The sequence below is a fragment of the Mucilaginibacter sp. UYP27 genome (genome assembly GCF_040547175.1).
GTDB lineage: Bacteria > Bacteroidota > Bacteroidia > Sphingobacteriales > Sphingobacteriaceae > Mucilaginibacter.
Genome location: NZ_JBEPPE010000002.1, coordinates 389,730 through 406,419, shown reverse-complemented (window position 1 = coordinate 406,419; position 16,690 = coordinate 389,730). Strand labels below are relative to the sequence as shown.

Here is a 16,690-nt window from a genome sequence, read left to right as displayed (position 1 = left end):
AAGCAATTTACTTGATCTTTAATTTTAATTTTTCGACCACCAGAGCGCCAATTTTACGGCCCGACATATTACCGATAACACAGGCATTTTTGTAATGGATGCCACCATAAACTCGCGACAAACCAGCCTCTTGCGCAGCGCCCCTAAAAGACGGGAACTTGCGCTCGGGTATGTCAAATTCAGATTCTGATGCATCGGTATATGGCAAATTATCGCCAAAGGCATGGGTAAGTACTTCGGCAGCGGCGGCAGATATTACGGCATGCCCGCTTATATATTCCGGGAATGGCGGCGTTTGGATGCGTGGCCTCCAATCGGGGTCAATCAGTTTTGTTATTACCGTTTCGGGGCGCACGCTATTTGATTTATATTTTACATACCAGCAGTTTATAAAGGCATCAAATAAGGCTATCGAAGATTGCGTATAAGCTGCTACCGTTGTGCCAAAGTCGGCTTTCGTCATTTTTGAGCCAATACCGGCAATGTTCATCCAATGGCCTGCGGGGCCAAATTTTTTGGTAGCAAATGACGCATGGCCGATAACATTCATTTTAAAAGCATTATCATCCCAAAAATCGGCCATGTGTTTTTGGTCGGTAGTTAGGCTGTCGCCAAGGGTTTTAACTTCCATAACGGCTTTGTAAAACACACCGGTTTTATCCGTCATATTATAAGCAGGTGCCTCAGGTGCAGGGATCTGCGAAGCTGAATCTAACACCAAGGTGCGGATCTCACCCCAGTGCGGCTCAAGCGCCTGGGCATACATTGGCGGCGTAGGGATCCAGCGGCCATCCTTGCGGGTAACAGTATATTTACTTGCCGAGCGGGTTTGGGCGTAATGGTCTTTTTTGCTCCATTTCATGATATGTTTAGCAACACTATCTGAGTAAGCAACAGAGTTTTCAAATACATCCGACGGCATACCGGCGTCTTTGGCTTTCTGTTTCAGTTCATCAACATAAACAGACATGCTCCCTTCGGGAAAGGTAACCGCGTTACCTACAAAACAAAAAGACAACAATGATGCGAACTGAAAATCAATCTCCCTACCTCTTTCGGGCTGCGGCGCCTTTGGCAGGTGCTTTATTTGCCCGGCTAATGAGCGGTAATGCGTTGGATCGCCGGCGGCGATAACTTCGTAAGCGGCTATGTTTGCGTAAACATAATTCCGGGATGCTATCACCGGCGGAAAGTTATTTTCCAATACTATATCGTTCAGTCTTTTTACGGTGGACCGGTAAAGTTCGGGGTCGTGGGTAACCTTTTGGTAGTCGGCTTTCTTGCAGGATGTAAACATTAAAATTACACCTGCAATCAAAAACAGGAAACGGTTCATATTATAATTTGGTTTAAGAAAAACGATGCTCTATAAGCATCAAATATCTATTGGCTTTTGTTGGATAACAGGCTAATATAAGGTTTTTTAGCTAATAGCCCATTACATAAATTGTTTGATTTTAACCCATCTAAATAATTACTTTTACACCAATAAAAGGGTCAAATTAGTTTTGCTCCACGACAAAATATTTCGTTACTTCTTATGAAAAAACCGTTCCTGATATCCTTTTGCATCCTTCTCCTGGCCTTCATCAGCATTTACTTTATTATCCCACAAAAAATAAAAACTACCCACATTGTTCAGATTGATGCGACAGATGTTAACGTGGCTAAATTCCTGGTAAATAAAAAGCCATGGGATAAATGGTGGCCGGGAAAACACAGCGCTTCAAACCCAGATCTGTTTACTTATAATGGTATTGAATTTCTGCTGCAAAAAAACACTAACTCCGGCATTGATGTAATAATAGACCCCAAAGGCATTAACCTGACCGGCAATATCTCCTACCTGGCAAGCAGCGATGAGGTTTGTAAAGTTACCTGGGTTACCCAAACAATGAGCGAGCTTAACCCCATCAGCAGGGTAACCGGATATTTGAAGATCAAACAGGAAACCAAAAATATCGACAGCATCCTTAGCCGCTTTAAACAATTCATGCAACAGGACAGCAATATATATGGCATTACGGTTGCTGCCGAAAAGATAAAATTTCCGATAGTGATAGCTACCACTACCAATACAACGTCTTACCCATCAGTAAAAATAATTTACGCCGCTATTGCCGATTTAAAAACGCAGGTAAGCGGTCAAAACGCCATGGAGTTAGATTCACCTATGGTAAATATTCACCAGGTGGATAATGGGTACCAGGTTATGGTTGCCATACCTATTAATAAATTGATAACGCCTTCAAAAGGTTCCGTAATTAACAAACTACCTAAAGGAGGCAACTTGCTCACTACACAAGTTAAGGGCGGTTTTCATACCGTTGAAATAGCCTTTAACCAGCTTAAAAAATTCCAGGAAAACAAGGGCCTAAAATCACCTGCTATGCCTTATGGCTCGCTACTTACCAACAGGCTTAGAGAACCAGACTCCGCAAAGTGGGTAACTAAGATCTATTATCCAAGTTATTAAATACGGCTATTTCGTAACCAATATTAGCTTACCATTATAAGTGGTAACAATAAAGGCATCAGCCCCTGAAACCTTTATAGATTGTAAGGCAGTTATTTCCTGAGAGTTAAGCAAGGGGTTTAGCCAATATTGCGGCGGCGAAAACTGTTTAGTGCTTTTATCATAATGTGCGGTAACCAAACCCAAAGCGTCATATTTACCCTCGTAAGGTACAACACCCCAAAAGTTACCGTTAATTAGTAAATCCCCTTGTTTATTTAATGCACTAACAAATCTGATGGGTGCTTGCTGATACAGATAAGGTAGTGGTGTAACCGCTTTTGCATTCAAAATATCGCTTATAAACACGCTCTCAAAACGGTTGGCTTCTAAGCGATCGTCTTCCGTAAGCTTATCTTTAAAGATTTCGCCGGTGGTTTTATCGGCCATTTTTTTGTAGCTGAGCCACTCCTTTTTTAGGTAAGGAAGTTCCTGTTCGAGGTCGTTTTTCGGTAAAAACGGGTAGTAGTTGTTTTTATAGAAGTAAGACAAAATGAAGTCTTTTTTTCCATCCTTATCTACATCGTTATTATAGGCATAAAGTGGCTGTTTGGCATTTACGTTAAGCTTATTGTTTAGGCCCCAATTACCGGCAACAAGGTCAGCTTTACCATCGCCATCCAAATCGGTTACCAATGCCGATTGCCACCAGCCTTTGTCGTTATCAATCACCGGCGACGACAACTTAACCAGCTTTTTATTCTTGTTCAGCAATATTTGAAGAGGCTGCCATTCGGCGCTGATGATAATATCATCGGTGCCGTTATGGTCGATATCCGCAGTGGAGATACTACTGATGTATTTTATCGCCGTAAGATCGGCGTAGCGGCTATTTGCGGCTACTGTAAATTTACCGTTGCCGGCGTTCAGCATAACCTGTGATTTTGCCGGGGCCGTATAATTTCCAAATTGCATGCCGCTGCCCAAAAACAGGTCTTTTAAACCATCGCTGTTAAAATCATAAACTAAAATTTTTGATACAAGCGTGTTTATTTTAGGCAAAGCTTTATACTCGAATTTAAAGTTACCTTTGTTTATGTAAAGGCGCGGCGGGGTGCTTTTTTCCATTTCGATAAATGGATTGTTGGCGCTAAGTACAATAAGATCGGGCAGGCCGTCATTATTTACATCGGCCCATTGCGTCTCTGTATCGCCCTGGGTTTTGAAGGGGGAAAATGCATCGACGGCTACTTTTCTAAATGAGCCGTTTTGGCTTCCCGCTAAAATGTATTTCTCTTCCCCTGCTACGCCGCCAACGTAAACATCATCAAAACCATCTTTATTAACGTCTGCAACAGCAATGCCGGGCGTGTGGCGCAAGTAAGCATGGGGCAATAAGCCGTAATAGTTAAAGTCGGGTGTTTCGTAGGGTTGTATGGTTGCTAACACGTCAGCCCTAACATCCGCGTAAGCAAATTGCTTATCATTATTAAGATAACTGCTTATCAAACTTGATACATCTATGGCCTTTTGCGTTTTATTTTCGGCGTAGGTAATTACAGTTTTTTTATCAGGGCTAAAATCTTTTATAAACTGGTAAGAATTATCGGGCCAAAGCACCATTAACTCTACCGGTTTATCATCCGGCGAGTAGGTAAACGTTACATTATTACCTTGTGTACTTTCGTAAGCGGTGCTCGTCTGAATCTCTTCATGATCTATCCCTTTGGTTGTACGTAAAAACAATTTAGTACCAATACCATCCGGGTTTGCAAGGCTAAACTTTACCGAGACATTCAAATAACCGGGCTTTTTGCGTTTGCTGTTCTCCATCGTCATGTTCTGATAGATAAAAGCGGGCTCATCCATATTATTGGTAACAAGTTCCAAATCGCCATCGTTATCCAGATCTACCGCTACCGAACCTGCTGATATCGAACCATTCTGCATATCGTTCCCTTCAGATATATCATTAAATTTAAGCTCTTCGCTTCCTTGGTAAAGGTAATTATGCACCTTGGCATCGGGCATTAGGTTTATTTTTTCGTGGTCGAAAAAACGGCTGGTTTTAAAATCTTTGATTACGTTAGGGTCGCCAAGATATTTCAGGTAATCCATATCGTTAAGACGCTTTTTTATGCCGTTAGAAAAAAACATATCCTTGTGGCCATCCATATCAAAATCCTGCACCAGGGGCGACCATGTCCAGTCTGTAGCCGATACGCCTGAATACAGGCTTATATCAATGAATTTGCTGCCATTACCCACATTTAACTGCAGGCAATTTTTCGAATACTGGTAATGGAAGCCCTCGTTTACCTTTTGGTTGTATATATCAAGCGGCTCATCGGTAATGGTAGATTTAAGCGCCAGTATATCCTCGGGCAACATATCTGTAGTTATTACATCCAGGTAACCGTCCTTGTTAACGTCGTTTATAGTATTACCCATCGAGAACATGCTGGTATGCCCAAACGCATTTTTCAGCTGCTCTTTAAAAGTTCCGTTCTTTTGGTTGATGTAGTAATAATCTTGCTCAAAAAAATCATTACTAACGTAAATATCATCCCAGCCATCGTTATTCAAATCGCCCACGCTAATGCCCAAACCATAGCCAATTGGCGCCGAATAAATACCCGAACCCGGCGTTACATCCGTAAAGCTATTATTATCGTTTCTGAAAAGGTGGTCGCCGGCATCATGGTTGGTTTTAAACCGAAGGATAGAATCGCCGTAGTTTTCATTGCTATGTACCGATGAGGTTAGCAGGAACATATCCAGGTCACCATCTTTATCATAATCGGTAAAGGCAGCCTGTGTGGAAAAGCCCGAAAAATCTAAACCGTATTTAGCGGCCGATTCGGTAAAGGTAAGGTTGCCATTGTTGATATAAAGCTGGTTTTTGCCTTTAAACCCTTTAAAGTTTGACACCACACATACGTAAATATCTTTAAACCCGTCGCCATTAATATCTACCACGGTTACCCCGGTTTTCCAGTTACCGGTGCCTGCAACACCCGCCTGGGCAGTAATATCCTCAAACTTTAAATCGCCTTTGTTTAGATAGAGTTTATTCGGGCCTTGATTAGATACAAAGTATATATCTTGTAGCCCATCGTTATTAAAATCGGCAGATGCTACGCCGGCACCATTATAAAAATACAAGTAATCCAGTATGTTAACAGAATCTGTATCGATGTTTTTGTTTACAAAACTAATGTTGGTTTGGCTTGCAGGCAGCAACTTAAAAATACCATCGCCGCTTTTTTTGCTTTTGCACGATGCATAAATAACGATGCCCGCAATTACAATACTGCAAAAAAATGCAATTTGCTTGTAAGGCTTAGCCGCCGGTTTGTTCGTTTTAGCTTTAGGCATATTACTTAGCGGAGTTTGTAAGCCTTAAGCTTATCATCATTTACCCCAAACAGGTAGTATTTCTCTCCCGCGATATTCTTTATTATTAATGATGACCGTATTTGTCCGTTTAATTTCATGCCGCTTTTTGCTGGTGAAACATAAACAAATCCGTTTTTAGTGTACTTATAAATTGAGCCATAACTTGCATCTAAACGGCCAACCTCGGGTTTAAAGCCATAAAAGTTACCCCCAAGTATTATTGATGGAGTGCCGCTGTTATCAACATCATCACACAAAATGGTGCTCACGTTTGATAGCTGGGCGTTGTAAGGCAAGGCCATTACGGTAAACTTATTATCCGCTCCGTTTATAAACACTGCAGACGACAGATAATTCATTTCATGTTCTTCTGCACCCTGCAACATCTCTGGTGTAAAAACCTCGGTAAAGGGCTTGCCTGCATAGTCGGCATATTTTAGATATTGTTTTTTTAGGATAGGCATCTGCCCCACCAGGTCCGGCTTCATGTGGAACACGTAAGCGGTACCTTCGCGGTAAATTGTTGTAACACATTCCTTAGTACCATTACCATCAAAATCTTTTACATAGATCTTCATCGGTTGGGCTTTGGTTGCGCTAAATTTAGAATTTAAGCCAATGTTACCTGCAATGATATCCGGTTTGCCGTCACCATTTATATCGGCAATTGCAAGGCTGCCCCACCAGCCTTTATAATTATCCAGCTGCCTGTCGGGTGTAAATTTTCCTTTGTTGTTTTTAAAGATCTTAATGCCCATCCAGTTACCGGCAATCACAAGATCGGGATAGCCATTATTATCGATATCTGCCCACTCTGCCGCGGTTACCATACCGGGTTTAACATCAGTGCCTAATACATCGTTGGTTACATTGGTAAAGTTGCCTTTGCCATCATTATGCATTACATATGAGTTGGGCGATACCGCATAAGTACCGGGAATACTGCGCCCACCAATGAACAGGTCCAGGTGGCCGTCCTTATCATAGTCACAAGCGGTAATTACCGATGAATTTACCGGCACGCGGATAGCCTTTTGCGCGTTGCGATGAAAGTTGCCTTGCCCGTCGTTCTCGTAAAAGCGCGGGTAATAAATATTTGTACCGGCCTCATCTGCGTTGCCACCTACACCAATAATAAGGTCTTCGTCGCCATCGCCGTCAAAATCACCAAATACAGCACCGGCGTTTTCAAGGTAACTTTGTTTTTCCAGATCGGGCGGAATGGTTTGTTTAAACCTGCCATTCTTTTGCTGGATGTATATTGCTGCCGGGCTATCTTTTGAACTACCGAAATAAAAATCGGTAAGGCCGTCTTTATTAACATCGCCCTTAGCCATATACGGGTTTTCTGTCGATAACATTTGCAGCATCAATCGCTCGTTATCAAAATCGATAAACCCATCCTCTTTGTGTGTGGGTACCGAATCAAATAGCGTTTTTTCCGCATCAACAAACAAAGTTTTTATTAGGGGTTTGGCAAAGTTGTATTGTGCTGTAGCATCTGCAATTTTATAAGTGTAAACTTTATTGGTTTTTACGTTTTTAGCTACCTGGTACCTACCGCCCGGCCAAATAACCTGGATAGAATCGGCCTGTTTTATTTTGCCCATGCCTATGGTAAGCAGGTTTGGTGAAGTGCTGCTTTCGAAGCCACGGGTTGGCTGTTGGTAATAAACCATCGAAGCGTTTTTTGAGAAAACTTTTATAGTTGCCCCAACGCCAAAACGGTTGAGCCCCTCGCCCTGTAACTTAATTTGAATAAAGTTATTATGAAGCCTTTCCGCGTTGCTTTTGTAAATAAACAAATGCATATTTACGTTATTCACCACCAAGTCGTTGTCGCCGTCACCATCAAGATCGCCGTAGGCGGCCCCGTTGCTAAATCCTGGTTCATCAAGGCCAAAACTGGTTGATTGATTAGTGAAAGTCAGATTGCCATTGTTGTGATAAGCATAGTTGCTTAGCGGAGTAGATTTCATGTTGTTCGAAAACTCTTTATAGTCGAATTTCTTTTTCTCGGCTATCTTATCCATATTCTCGCGGTTGCCTAAAAACTCTACGTAATCCTGGTCGGTAAGGTCTTTGTAGATACCGTTTGATACAAAAATATCCTTCCAGCCATCATTATCCATATCAAAGAAAAGTGCTCCCCAACTCCAGTCGGTGGCGCTTACGCCAGCTTTAAATGCCACTTCAGAAAAAGTACCATCGCCGTTATTAAGCTGCAGGCAATTTTGCATAAACTGGTTAAAGTAGCCATCGTGCTGTTTTAGTTTGATCACATCAAACGATTCAAATGATGTCATCTTCTTCAGTCTTTTATCGCCCTCGGGCAACATTTCGGTAGTAAAAATATCAAGGTTGCCATCATTGTTTATATCGGCAATGTCCGACCCCATCGAGGCCAGGCTCAAGTGGCCTGTTTCGTTTTGAATGTCCTCTTTAAAAGTTCCGTTCTTTTGATTGATATACAGGTAATCGCGTTCAAAAAAATCGTTAGATACATAAATGTCCGGGTAGCCGTCGTTGTTGATATCGGCAACCGAAACACCTAAACCAAAACCAATATCGCTTGAGAAGATGCCCGCTTGCTTGGTAATATTGGTAAAGTGACCGCCATCGTTACGATAAAGGCGTGCGCCACCCAACTCATCAACAACAGCGCGCAAATTTTGGCTAAAATCGAACGAGCCAATAGGCCTGAATGAGTTGTTAAGGATAAAACAATCCAGATCGCCATCGTTATCCATATCCAGAAAAATAGCCTGGGTAGATAATCCATTATCAACTAATCCATATTTTGCGGCCTCCTCTTTAAAAGTGCCATTTTTTTGGTTGATGAAAAGTTCGTTGCCCTTCCTGTCGATAATATTGCCGCTGTGGCATACGTAAATATCCAACCAGCCATCGCCGTTTATATCAACCATTGTAACACCGGTGCTCCAGTATTTAGTGCCTTTAACGCCCGCCTTATCGGTTATATCTTCAAACTTCCAGCTGCCTTTGTTAAGGTATAATTTGTTGCCGCCCTGGTTAGAGGTTAAATAAATATCATTCAACCCATCGTTATTAATATCGCCAATGGCAACGCCGCCGCCGTTGTAATAGTTACGAAATGTAAAAACGTTGGTTTTGTCTTGTTCATCTAACTTATTAATAAAGGTGATGCCCAGTTTATTGTTATCCTGTATAGAGAACAAAGGGTTATCAACGCCCTTTTTACGGCACGCTGTAAAGCCAAGTAAAATAACAATGATGGTTAAATAATAGCTCTTATTGATCATTTGTATTAGGCACAAAAAACAAACGTAGCGAATTACTTCGCTACGTTTAAAAATCAAATCAAATATAACTAATTGGAAACTCGTTACAATTAATAACCCGCGTTTTGTTTTAAGTTAGGGTTGGTATCAACTGCTCGTTGTGGAATTGGGAACAACGTACGGGTTTTATCTGATGCTGTTGCACGCTGATCAACCGGGTCATTAAACTTACCAAAACGGATCAGATCATTACGTCTCCAACCTTCCCAGTAAAGCTCATGGCCGCGTTCTTTAAGCATGTCTGCTTCTGTTACAGCACCCAGTGCTACTGCACCACGTGGCGTACGGATAGCGTTTACCAATGTTACAGCTGCCTGGCCGTTTGGATCAGTACCGCCACGCATAATAGCCTCTGCTTTTTCTAACACTACATCGGCATAACGTAGTATTACGTAATCATTAGTTGCATGCGAATCGTCAAAGAAAGCTCTGCCATCACTTCCAACTGTAATAATTGGCTGTGGCAAGTACTTATATACCCTAATACCCTGTGCTTCTGTAGAGAAGTTTAAATTAACCTGCGGTGTAAAAATTAATGGCTGCTGACCGCGCTGTTTCAAAGGCACGATAGCCGGGTTTTCTTTATGATTGGGGTCGCGACCGAATTGCTGGCCTACAGCAAAACCTGCCCTTAAACCAAATGAAGGCGTTAAAACGGGGTAATCTACACCTCTGCGCTCATCACTTGCATCAAACGAGTTGTAGAAATCTGCCAGTGTGGTAAAGCCATTCCAGCCATCAGCTGTTTGGTTGTAGTGCGATTGCATCCTCCAACGGCTGTTAGGATTTGCTACAGTACGCGCTGTAGAATTGGAGATACCAAAGATGTTGCCATGAGATTTTTCGGTATTATCCCATGCGAAATCGTCAAAGTATTTACCGGCCGGCTCTAATGTGTAACCTGCCGCTGTTACTTTGTTGGCGTACTCAATAACTTTATCCATATCGGCTTTAGGGAAAGTGAACGGGCCACCAACAACTGTTGATGTGTAAACGGCCCTGTTCAAATAAACTTTAGCTAATAGCGCTTGCGCTGCTGCTTTGCTGGCAACACCAATATCGGCAGATGCACCTAAGTTGGCTTCAGCAAATTCAAGGTCTTTGATAATAAAATCGGTACCTTCTGCACGGCTAAATACTTTTGGGATAGCATCTGGTGATGAACCCGGATCACGGAACGGTGCCTGGCCGTAAAGATCAATGATCTGAAACATAAAGTATGCCCTTAAAAAAGCCGCCTGTGCTTTGATGGAATTATCAGTAGCACTTGCATTAACCTGTGTAGCCCTGAAAACGCCAGTGTTTAACTCATCCCAGGTATTGTTTACCTGGTTGTGAGATGGCTCCCAGGTATGCTGGTGAAGTTTACGCCACGTACCAAAATCGCCCCAATCCGTACCACGCGTTGGGCCCATCATCTCATCTGTTGAGTGCTCTTGTAGCGCGTAAGTATTTTCCTGGCTTGTTTGGCCGTTTAACTGTGCATAAACGCCATTTAAATCTGAGGTAGAAGCCGATGCGTTTGGATCTACCGCTGATTTTGACCCGTATAATTGTTCGTTTAATTTAGTACAGCTTGCAGACACCGCCACGAGAACGAACGCCGCTACTGCAATTTTATAATTTAATCTTTTCATATATCTTTTGATTTTAGAAACCTGCGTTTAAACCTAATGTAAATATCCTTGAACTTGGGTATGCGGTATAATCGATACCTCTTGACGGAACTTCGTTTCTTGCTTTGTTTGTATTGATCTCAGGGTCAAGACCGCTGTAGCTGGTTATTAGCGCTAAATTTTGGCCTGTTACTGATAATCGTAAAGTTCTGATCTTGCTGGCTGCAGCCATTTTAAATGTATAACCTAAGCTTACGTTTGACAAACGAACAAAATCGCCCTTTTCAAGAAAACGGGTAGATACCTCACCAGAGTTTAATGGATTCTCAGGGCTGGCAGCTACTTCCTTGGTTACATTACGACCGCTTACCAGGTTGCCTTTTAAGAAGTAAGCGTTTGCGGTGTTGTTGTAAATATAGAAACCTGTAGAACCGTTAATAAAGATATTAAGGTTGAACTGGCCGTAAGTAAAGTTGTTTGTTAAACCTGCAGTAAATGTAGGTATAGCGCTACCAACAATTTTTGGTTGGTCAATTTGAGCAGGGTCTTTATTGAAGCCCTGGTCGTCGAAACCTGTAAATTTACCCACTTTGAAAGAGAACAATGGTTCGTTATTAGTAATTACCTGTGAATAAGCACCGGATAAGCCTTGTCCGTCGATGTTACCGGTAATTACGTTGGCGTTACCAAAGTCAGTCATCCTGTTTTTTAATAGTGTCATGTTATAAGATACGTCCCAGGTAAATTTACCCCCTTGCACAGCAGCATAGTTTAAGAGCATATCAACACCTGTGTTTTTTACCGTTCCTGCTAAATTAACCCACCTGCGTGCAAAAGCTGAAGGTTGCGCGTAATCCTGGAAGAATAAAAGGTCTTTTGTGCCTTTGTTAAAGTAATCAACCGAACCCGTTAACCTGTTGTTGAACATGGCAAAATCAACACCTATACCATAAGCTTCGGTAGTTTCCCACTTTAAGTTAGGGCTTGCAGGGTTAAGTGTAACAAGCGAGTTGTTGTATTGTAATTGATTAACTGCAAGCGACGCATACGGAGGGAACTCCTGGTTACCTGTTTTACCGTAATTAAGGCGAATGCTAAGGTCATTAAATATACCATTTTTAGGCATAAAGCTTTCGCTCATCAATTTCCACTTTGCAGATAATGCAGGGAATGTAGCGTACTTGTTATTTTTACCAAATCTTGATGATCCATCAGTACGAACTGTTGCTGTGAACAAGAACCGGTCTTTATAAGAATAGAACGCACGGCCAAAAAATGATTGTAGTTCTGTTTTAGAACTATCACCTGTCGGATAAGGCAAATGTTTAGTAAAACTGTTAATATCTTTACTATAACCCGAAGATGGGATACCAAAACCTATTTCATTTACACCATAGTTTTTGTAGTTATAGTATGAATAACCACCTAAAACGGTTAATTGACTGTTATCCGCCCATTTCTTATCGTAAGTTAAGGTATGTTCAATGGTAAAGTTCATTAACTTTTGGTCTTGGTAAACAGCCCTGCCATTACCTGTTGCCGGGTCAATATTAAAATTCCGGTAGTTTGATCCATCTGTAAAAGCCGGTATCTTTGGATCAAAAAAGGTTTTTCTTAAACCTTTCGAATAGTCATAACCAGCCGATGCCTTGTATGATAAATTTTTGGTAATATTAAATGTAGCAGCAAGGTTGGTTAAGTAACGATTGATATTATCGCTATCATCAACACCATTTAACAAAGCAACCGGGTTACGAAAACCATTTACAGAATAAAACGAACCATCCGGGTTATAAACCGGATATGTTGGGTTAGCCTGTAAAGCAGCACCAATTAAACTACCCTGGAAACCGGCGTTATTTGTAATAAGCGCATACCTGTTTTTTACGTTTGATGCCAAAAAGTTAAGGTCTAATTTAAGGAAGTTGTTAAAAAACGATTGTGAGGCGTTTAAGCGCCCTGTTAAACGTTTTAAGTTTGATGTTTTAACTGTACCATTTTGGTCATCATAACTAAATGACGCACGGTAGTTACCATTGTCGTTACCACCACCAAAAGCAAGGTTGTAGTTTTGAGATACAGCCTGGCGAAAGATCTCTTTTTGCCAATCGGTATTACCTCCAAAATCAACCGCGCTTGAAACTGCACCAACCGCATCAACACCATCAAGGAATTGCTGGCGGTTTAACAGATCGTAACGTTTAGCGACGTTTGCAATACTTGTGCTTGCACCAAATTGGATGCCCTGGCCTTTGCGGCCTTTACGGGTTGTAATTAAAATAACACCATTAGCACCACGCGAACCGTAGATAGCTGCAGATGACGCATCCTTTAATACCGAGATGTTTTCGATATCGGCAGGGTTAAGGAATGCTAACGGGTTACGTGCTGATGATGAACCTGCGTTTGAATCGAAACCACCAGATGTACCACCGGCATCCAAAGGCACACCGTCAATTACATATAAAGGGTTGTTGCCCGCACGGATAGAGCTTGTACCGCGAATATTGATAGAGGCACCTGCGCCGGGTTCGCCACTTGCAGGGGTAACCTGTACACCCGCTATGCGGCCCTGTAACAATTGCTCCGGAGTTGAGATAACTCCTTTATTAAAATCTTTGGTACTTAAAGATGCTACAGAACCTGTTGCATCTTTTACCCTTTGGGTACCGTAACCTAAAACCACCACTTCATTTAAAGCTGTACTTGATGATTCAAGTGTTACACTATAAGATGTTTGGCCGCTAAGCTGAACGGTTTGGCTTTTGTAGCCAATATAGGTGAAGTTTAAAGACGTTGTGCTCGCCGGTACCGAAAGCCTGAAAGTACCATCTACATTGGTTAGTGTACCAACACCGCCGGTAGCGCCTACCGATACGCCAATAAGCGTTGAGCCGTCTTTTTTGTCTGTTACCTTACCGGTTATAACTTTGTTTTGAGCCAGGGCCGGCTGAACAAAGAAACAGGTTAAAGCAAAAAAACATAATGTGAGTAAGTGTTTAAATTGCATAGTTTGTGGTTTAATTGATAATTGGTTATATAAAAGTTTAGTACATGGTTCATTCTTACATCAAAAACACAAGCCCGCAAATGCGACAATTTGGTATTGATGGTACCGTGCAACGTTAATGCCCGGTAAAACGCTAATAAAATAGTACAGTATATATTGGTTTATAAATATGCCTTTTAAAGCTATTGGAGTAGTATTAAAGGATTGGTCGGCCTTTAAAACTTTTTACCTCCATACAAAGATGTATGTATGCCGCATCATTCCCTACTACTTTAATTGATTTGAAAAAAAATATAGACTTTATAAAAGGTAACTATTTAATTTTCAGCAAGTTAAATACAATAACTAACCTGAAAATATAACCCATTTTAAGCCTTTTTCTTATAATATATAGCCAAAACGTTACTTATATAGTTTTTAAAGTAGCATGAATGATACAATCGAGCACCCCAACTATTCTATGATTGCAACAGCCTTAATGTCCATTATACACTGTTCAAATTGATCGGGGTTTTTGGCTTTCGCCTTGATGCGCATTTTGTACACATATATGGTATTTACCGAATATTCCAAGATCTTGGCTATGGTTTCGTTATCGTTTATACCCATACGAATAAGGGCGAATATACGCAGGTCGGTATTTAACACTTCGTGCTCGTGCGGCCATATCTGGTCTTTCTCTTCAAACTGCGAATTAAATACGGATATGAAATTAGGGAAGATCTTCAGGAAAATATGATCGAAGCTGTAATACAGCGCCTCCCGCTCTTTTTTTATATTGATGCCATTCACGATCACCCGTATATCATCGTACTTTTTAATAGATAGTTTTGTATCTACCGACATCTTAAGTTTCTCCAATTTTAAAATGTAGCCGGATATGATCTTAAAGAACTGGCCGATGTATTCTTCTTTGATGTGCGCATCCTCACCCAGCTTATGATTAATATCCTTTAACTGCAGGTTTTGATCTTCGATAATGCGCTCCTTGTGCTTCAGTTTACCCAATTGCTTGTAGATCATAACCAAAAACAGGATAACCAACGATGCCAGGGCGGTTATTGCCAGCAAATACATCAATATCGTACGCTTTTCTTTTTCGGAGTGGTTTAACTCCTCGGCAGCTACTAACGGTAAAATAGCCCCTATCTGGATCTTGCGTTGCCTTGCGCCATAAAAGTCGGCGTCTTCTTTAGCTAATTGTACAAAAGCGTAAGCATCTTTAATATTGCCGGCTTTGTAAAGTTGCTCGGCAAGGGTAAACAGCGCCACAGTTTCTTTGGTAGATGATTTAATATCTGCAATGGCCGATCGTATCAGCAAGTTTATCCCCTCGCTATGTTTATCGCTATTAAGGTAAATAATGCCTAACGAACAGGTGATCATGGCACGTAAATGCATAGATATTGGTGCATTTGGTGCAATCAGCTTATTAAGCTCATTAGAGCCACTGGCAAAATCATTTTCGGCAACATGTTTTAAGCCGGTATAATAAATACGGTCCACCGATCCCGGTTTACTCAGATTTACGGCCGAATCAATGTAAGCGTAACCGGCTTTAATATAGTCTGGGGTAAAGTATCTATCGCTATTATATTTGGCCAGGTCGCTGTTACAGCGGTACATAATAAAATAGTATTCTACCTTCATAGAATCGGTAAGCACTTTTGGGTCCACCTTGCGCATACTATCGAAGGTTTCTTTAAACATGCCGGATGATAGCAGGATAAAGCCAAGTTTAATTTGGCTATAGTAGGCCCTCGACATATCGTTCATAGATACGCTAAGGTCTTTCATCTTATTTACGTACACATAAGCAGAATCGTACTGGTACGATTTATACTCGTCATATAGTTTTACACAGAGGTCGTATTGCTGGCTATAATTCAGCTTTGAAGTGTTTTGCTGCTGTTTTTTTAGAAGGGCTATACGCTGTTGTTTTTTACCGTCGTAACTATTCTTTCTGCCTATCTCTGTTTTTAATTCGTTTATCAGGCTATCTGTACCCTGGCCAAACAACAAGGCCGGATACGCAAGCAGCACAGCAAATAAAAACCTCAGGAAAAACTTCATAATAGGGTCTTAACGGGAATTAAAGTTAACACTATAAACTAAATCTTAAAATTCCATCGCCGGCAAAAGGATTTAATCTGCTATGATTTAATCTTTAATTCGTTCCTGATAAGATCAGTTTTAAGAAGCTAACTGGTAATTCTCCTTAAACGTAATATTAGTAATAATCAGCCATTTTTTTGACATATCATCCATTTTTGTTAAAACGATAACAAAAAAGCCTGTAGTTTATTAATAAACTACAGGCTGGCTACTTAAGTGATAATTATTTAAATGGCACTCCGTAAAACCCATTATTAATACGGCGACTTTAAACTATTAACAATGGTTACTGACAAGGGCCATTTTTGGTCCACGGGCCACCGCTAACGGTACCTTCCTGGGCGCAAACGGTTGTTGACCCTCCCTTTTCAATATGCTGCTGGCGTACTACGCCGCTGCAATCTGTCCATTGGTAGGTTGTACTAAAACCCTGGTTTGCCGATAACGTGTGGTTATAACACGCCGTTGGGGCTGCTGTACCTGTTTTCACAGCGGCTCTAGCCTCGGTGTTTGCAGCCGTGGTTACATCCGTTTGTTGGGCAACCTCGGTTTTTACAACTTTAGAAACATTTAAACCCGGGTTTGCTTTAGCATTAACTGCTAAACTTTGAGCATTTGCCATGCTCATTAAACCGCATAACATTACAACAAGAGCTAAAAAATTCTTTTTCATAATAATTAGATTTAATTGGTTAATGTATATGTAAATATAATTAAACTAATTATTAAATATTGCATTATAAACAATAGTATTTCTTAACAATTGTCAAAT

At 41.1% G+C, this 16,690-nt stretch carries 8 protein-coding genes; 1 reads left to right on the top strand and 7 read right to left on the bottom strand.

Features of this window, described 5'->3' with window-relative positions:
• Positions 1 to 7: 7 nt before the first annotated feature.
• Positions 8 to 1,336 (bottom strand): vanadium-dependent haloperoxidase, encoded by a 1,329-nt coding sequence (locus ABIB39_RS09645; RefSeq protein WP_354429422.1) that lies wholly within the window; start codon positions 1,334 to 1,336, stop codon positions 8 to 10.
• Between the two features lie 204 nt (positions 1,337 to 1,540).
• Between ABIB39_RS09645 and ABIB39_RS09640 the strand changes: the two genes are divergently transcribed.
• Complete coding sequence (locus ABIB39_RS09640) at positions 1,541 to 2,476, top strand: GyrI-like domain-containing protein (protein WP_354429420.1); 936 nt, start codon at positions 1,541 to 1,543, stop codon at positions 2,474 to 2,476.
• 6 nt (positions 2,477 to 2,482) lie between these two features.
• Here ABIB39_RS09640 and ABIB39_RS09635 read toward each other — a convergent pair whose 3' ends face one another.
• The 6 genes from ABIB39_RS09635 to ABIB39_RS09610 form a co-directional block, all read right to left on the bottom strand.
• Positions 2,483 to 5,833, bottom strand: a complete 3,351-nt coding sequence (locus ABIB39_RS09635; protein ID WP_354429418.1) for an FG-GAP repeat domain-containing protein — start codon at positions 5,831 to 5,833, stop codon at positions 2,483 to 2,485.
• Positions 5,834 to 5,838: 5 nt separating this feature from the next.
• A complete protein-coding gene (locus ABIB39_RS09630; protein WP_354429416.1) occupies positions 5,839 to 9,138 on the bottom strand; it encodes a VCBS repeat-containing protein in 3,300 nt (1,099 codons plus the stop codon).
• An 89-nt stretch (positions 9,139 to 9,227) separates the two neighbouring features.
• Positions 9,228 to 10,814 carry a RagB/SusD family nutrient uptake outer membrane protein gene (locus tag ABIB39_RS09625; protein ID WP_354429414.1) on the bottom strand — a complete coding sequence of 529 codons (1,587 nt, stop codon included), beginning with the start codon at positions 10,812 to 10,814 and terminating at the stop codon, positions 9,228 to 9,230.
• Between the two features lie 13 nt (positions 10,815 to 10,827).
• The gene (locus ABIB39_RS09620; protein ID WP_354429412.1) at positions 10,828 to 13,803 is read right to left on the bottom strand and encodes a SusC/RagA family TonB-linked outer membrane protein; all 2,976 of its coding nucleotides are present in this window, start codon (positions 13,801 to 13,803) and stop codon (positions 10,828 to 10,830) included.
• Positions 13,804 to 14,256: 453 nt separating this feature from the next.
• A complete protein-coding gene (gene susR / locus ABIB39_RS09615) occupies positions 14,257 to 15,876 on the bottom strand; it encodes a SusR family glycan utilization regulator (RefSeq protein ID WP_354429410.1) in 1,620 nt (539 codons plus the stop codon).
• Between the two features lie 328 nt (positions 15,877 to 16,204).
• Positions 16,205 to 16,591 carry a hypothetical protein gene (locus tag ABIB39_RS09610; protein WP_354429408.1) on the bottom strand — a complete coding sequence of 129 codons (387 nt, stop codon included), beginning with the start codon at positions 16,589 to 16,591 and terminating at the stop codon, positions 16,205 to 16,207.
• Positions 16,592 to 16,690: the final 99 nt, after the last annotated feature.

What these genes read in the sequence shown, in the direction of transcription:
- ABIB39_RS09645 (WP_354429422.1), bottom strand. Translation starts at nt 1,336, where the DNA reads ATGAACCGTTTCCTGTTTTTGATTGCAGGTGTAATTTTAATGTTTACA.
- ABIB39_RS09640 (WP_354429420.1), top strand. Translation starts at nt 1,541, where the DNA reads ATGAAAAAACCGTTCCTGATATCCTTTTGCATCCTTCTCCTGGCCTTC.
- ABIB39_RS09635 (WP_354429418.1), bottom strand. Translation starts at nt 5,833, where the DNA reads ATGCCTAAAGCTAAAACGAACAAACCGGCGGCTAAGCCTTACAAGCAA.
- ABIB39_RS09630 (WP_354429416.1), bottom strand. Translation starts at nt 9,138, where the DNA reads ATGATCAATAAGAGCTATTATTTAACCATCATTGTTATTTTACTTGGC.
- ABIB39_RS09625 (WP_354429414.1), bottom strand. Translation starts at nt 10,814, where the DNA reads ATGAAAAGATTAAATTATAAAATTGCAGTAGCGGCGTTCGTTCTCGTG.
- ABIB39_RS09620 (WP_354429412.1), bottom strand. Translation starts at nt 13,803, where the DNA reads ATGCAATTTAAACACTTACTCACATTATGTTTTTTTGCTTTAACCTGT.
- susR (WP_354429410.1), bottom strand. Translation starts at nt 15,876, where the DNA reads ATGAAGTTTTTCCTGAGGTTTTTATTTGCTGTGCTGCTTGCGTATCCG.
- ABIB39_RS09610 (WP_354429408.1), bottom strand. Translation starts at nt 16,591, where the DNA reads ATGAAAAAGAATTTTTTAGCTCTTGTTGTAATGTTATGCGGTTTAATG.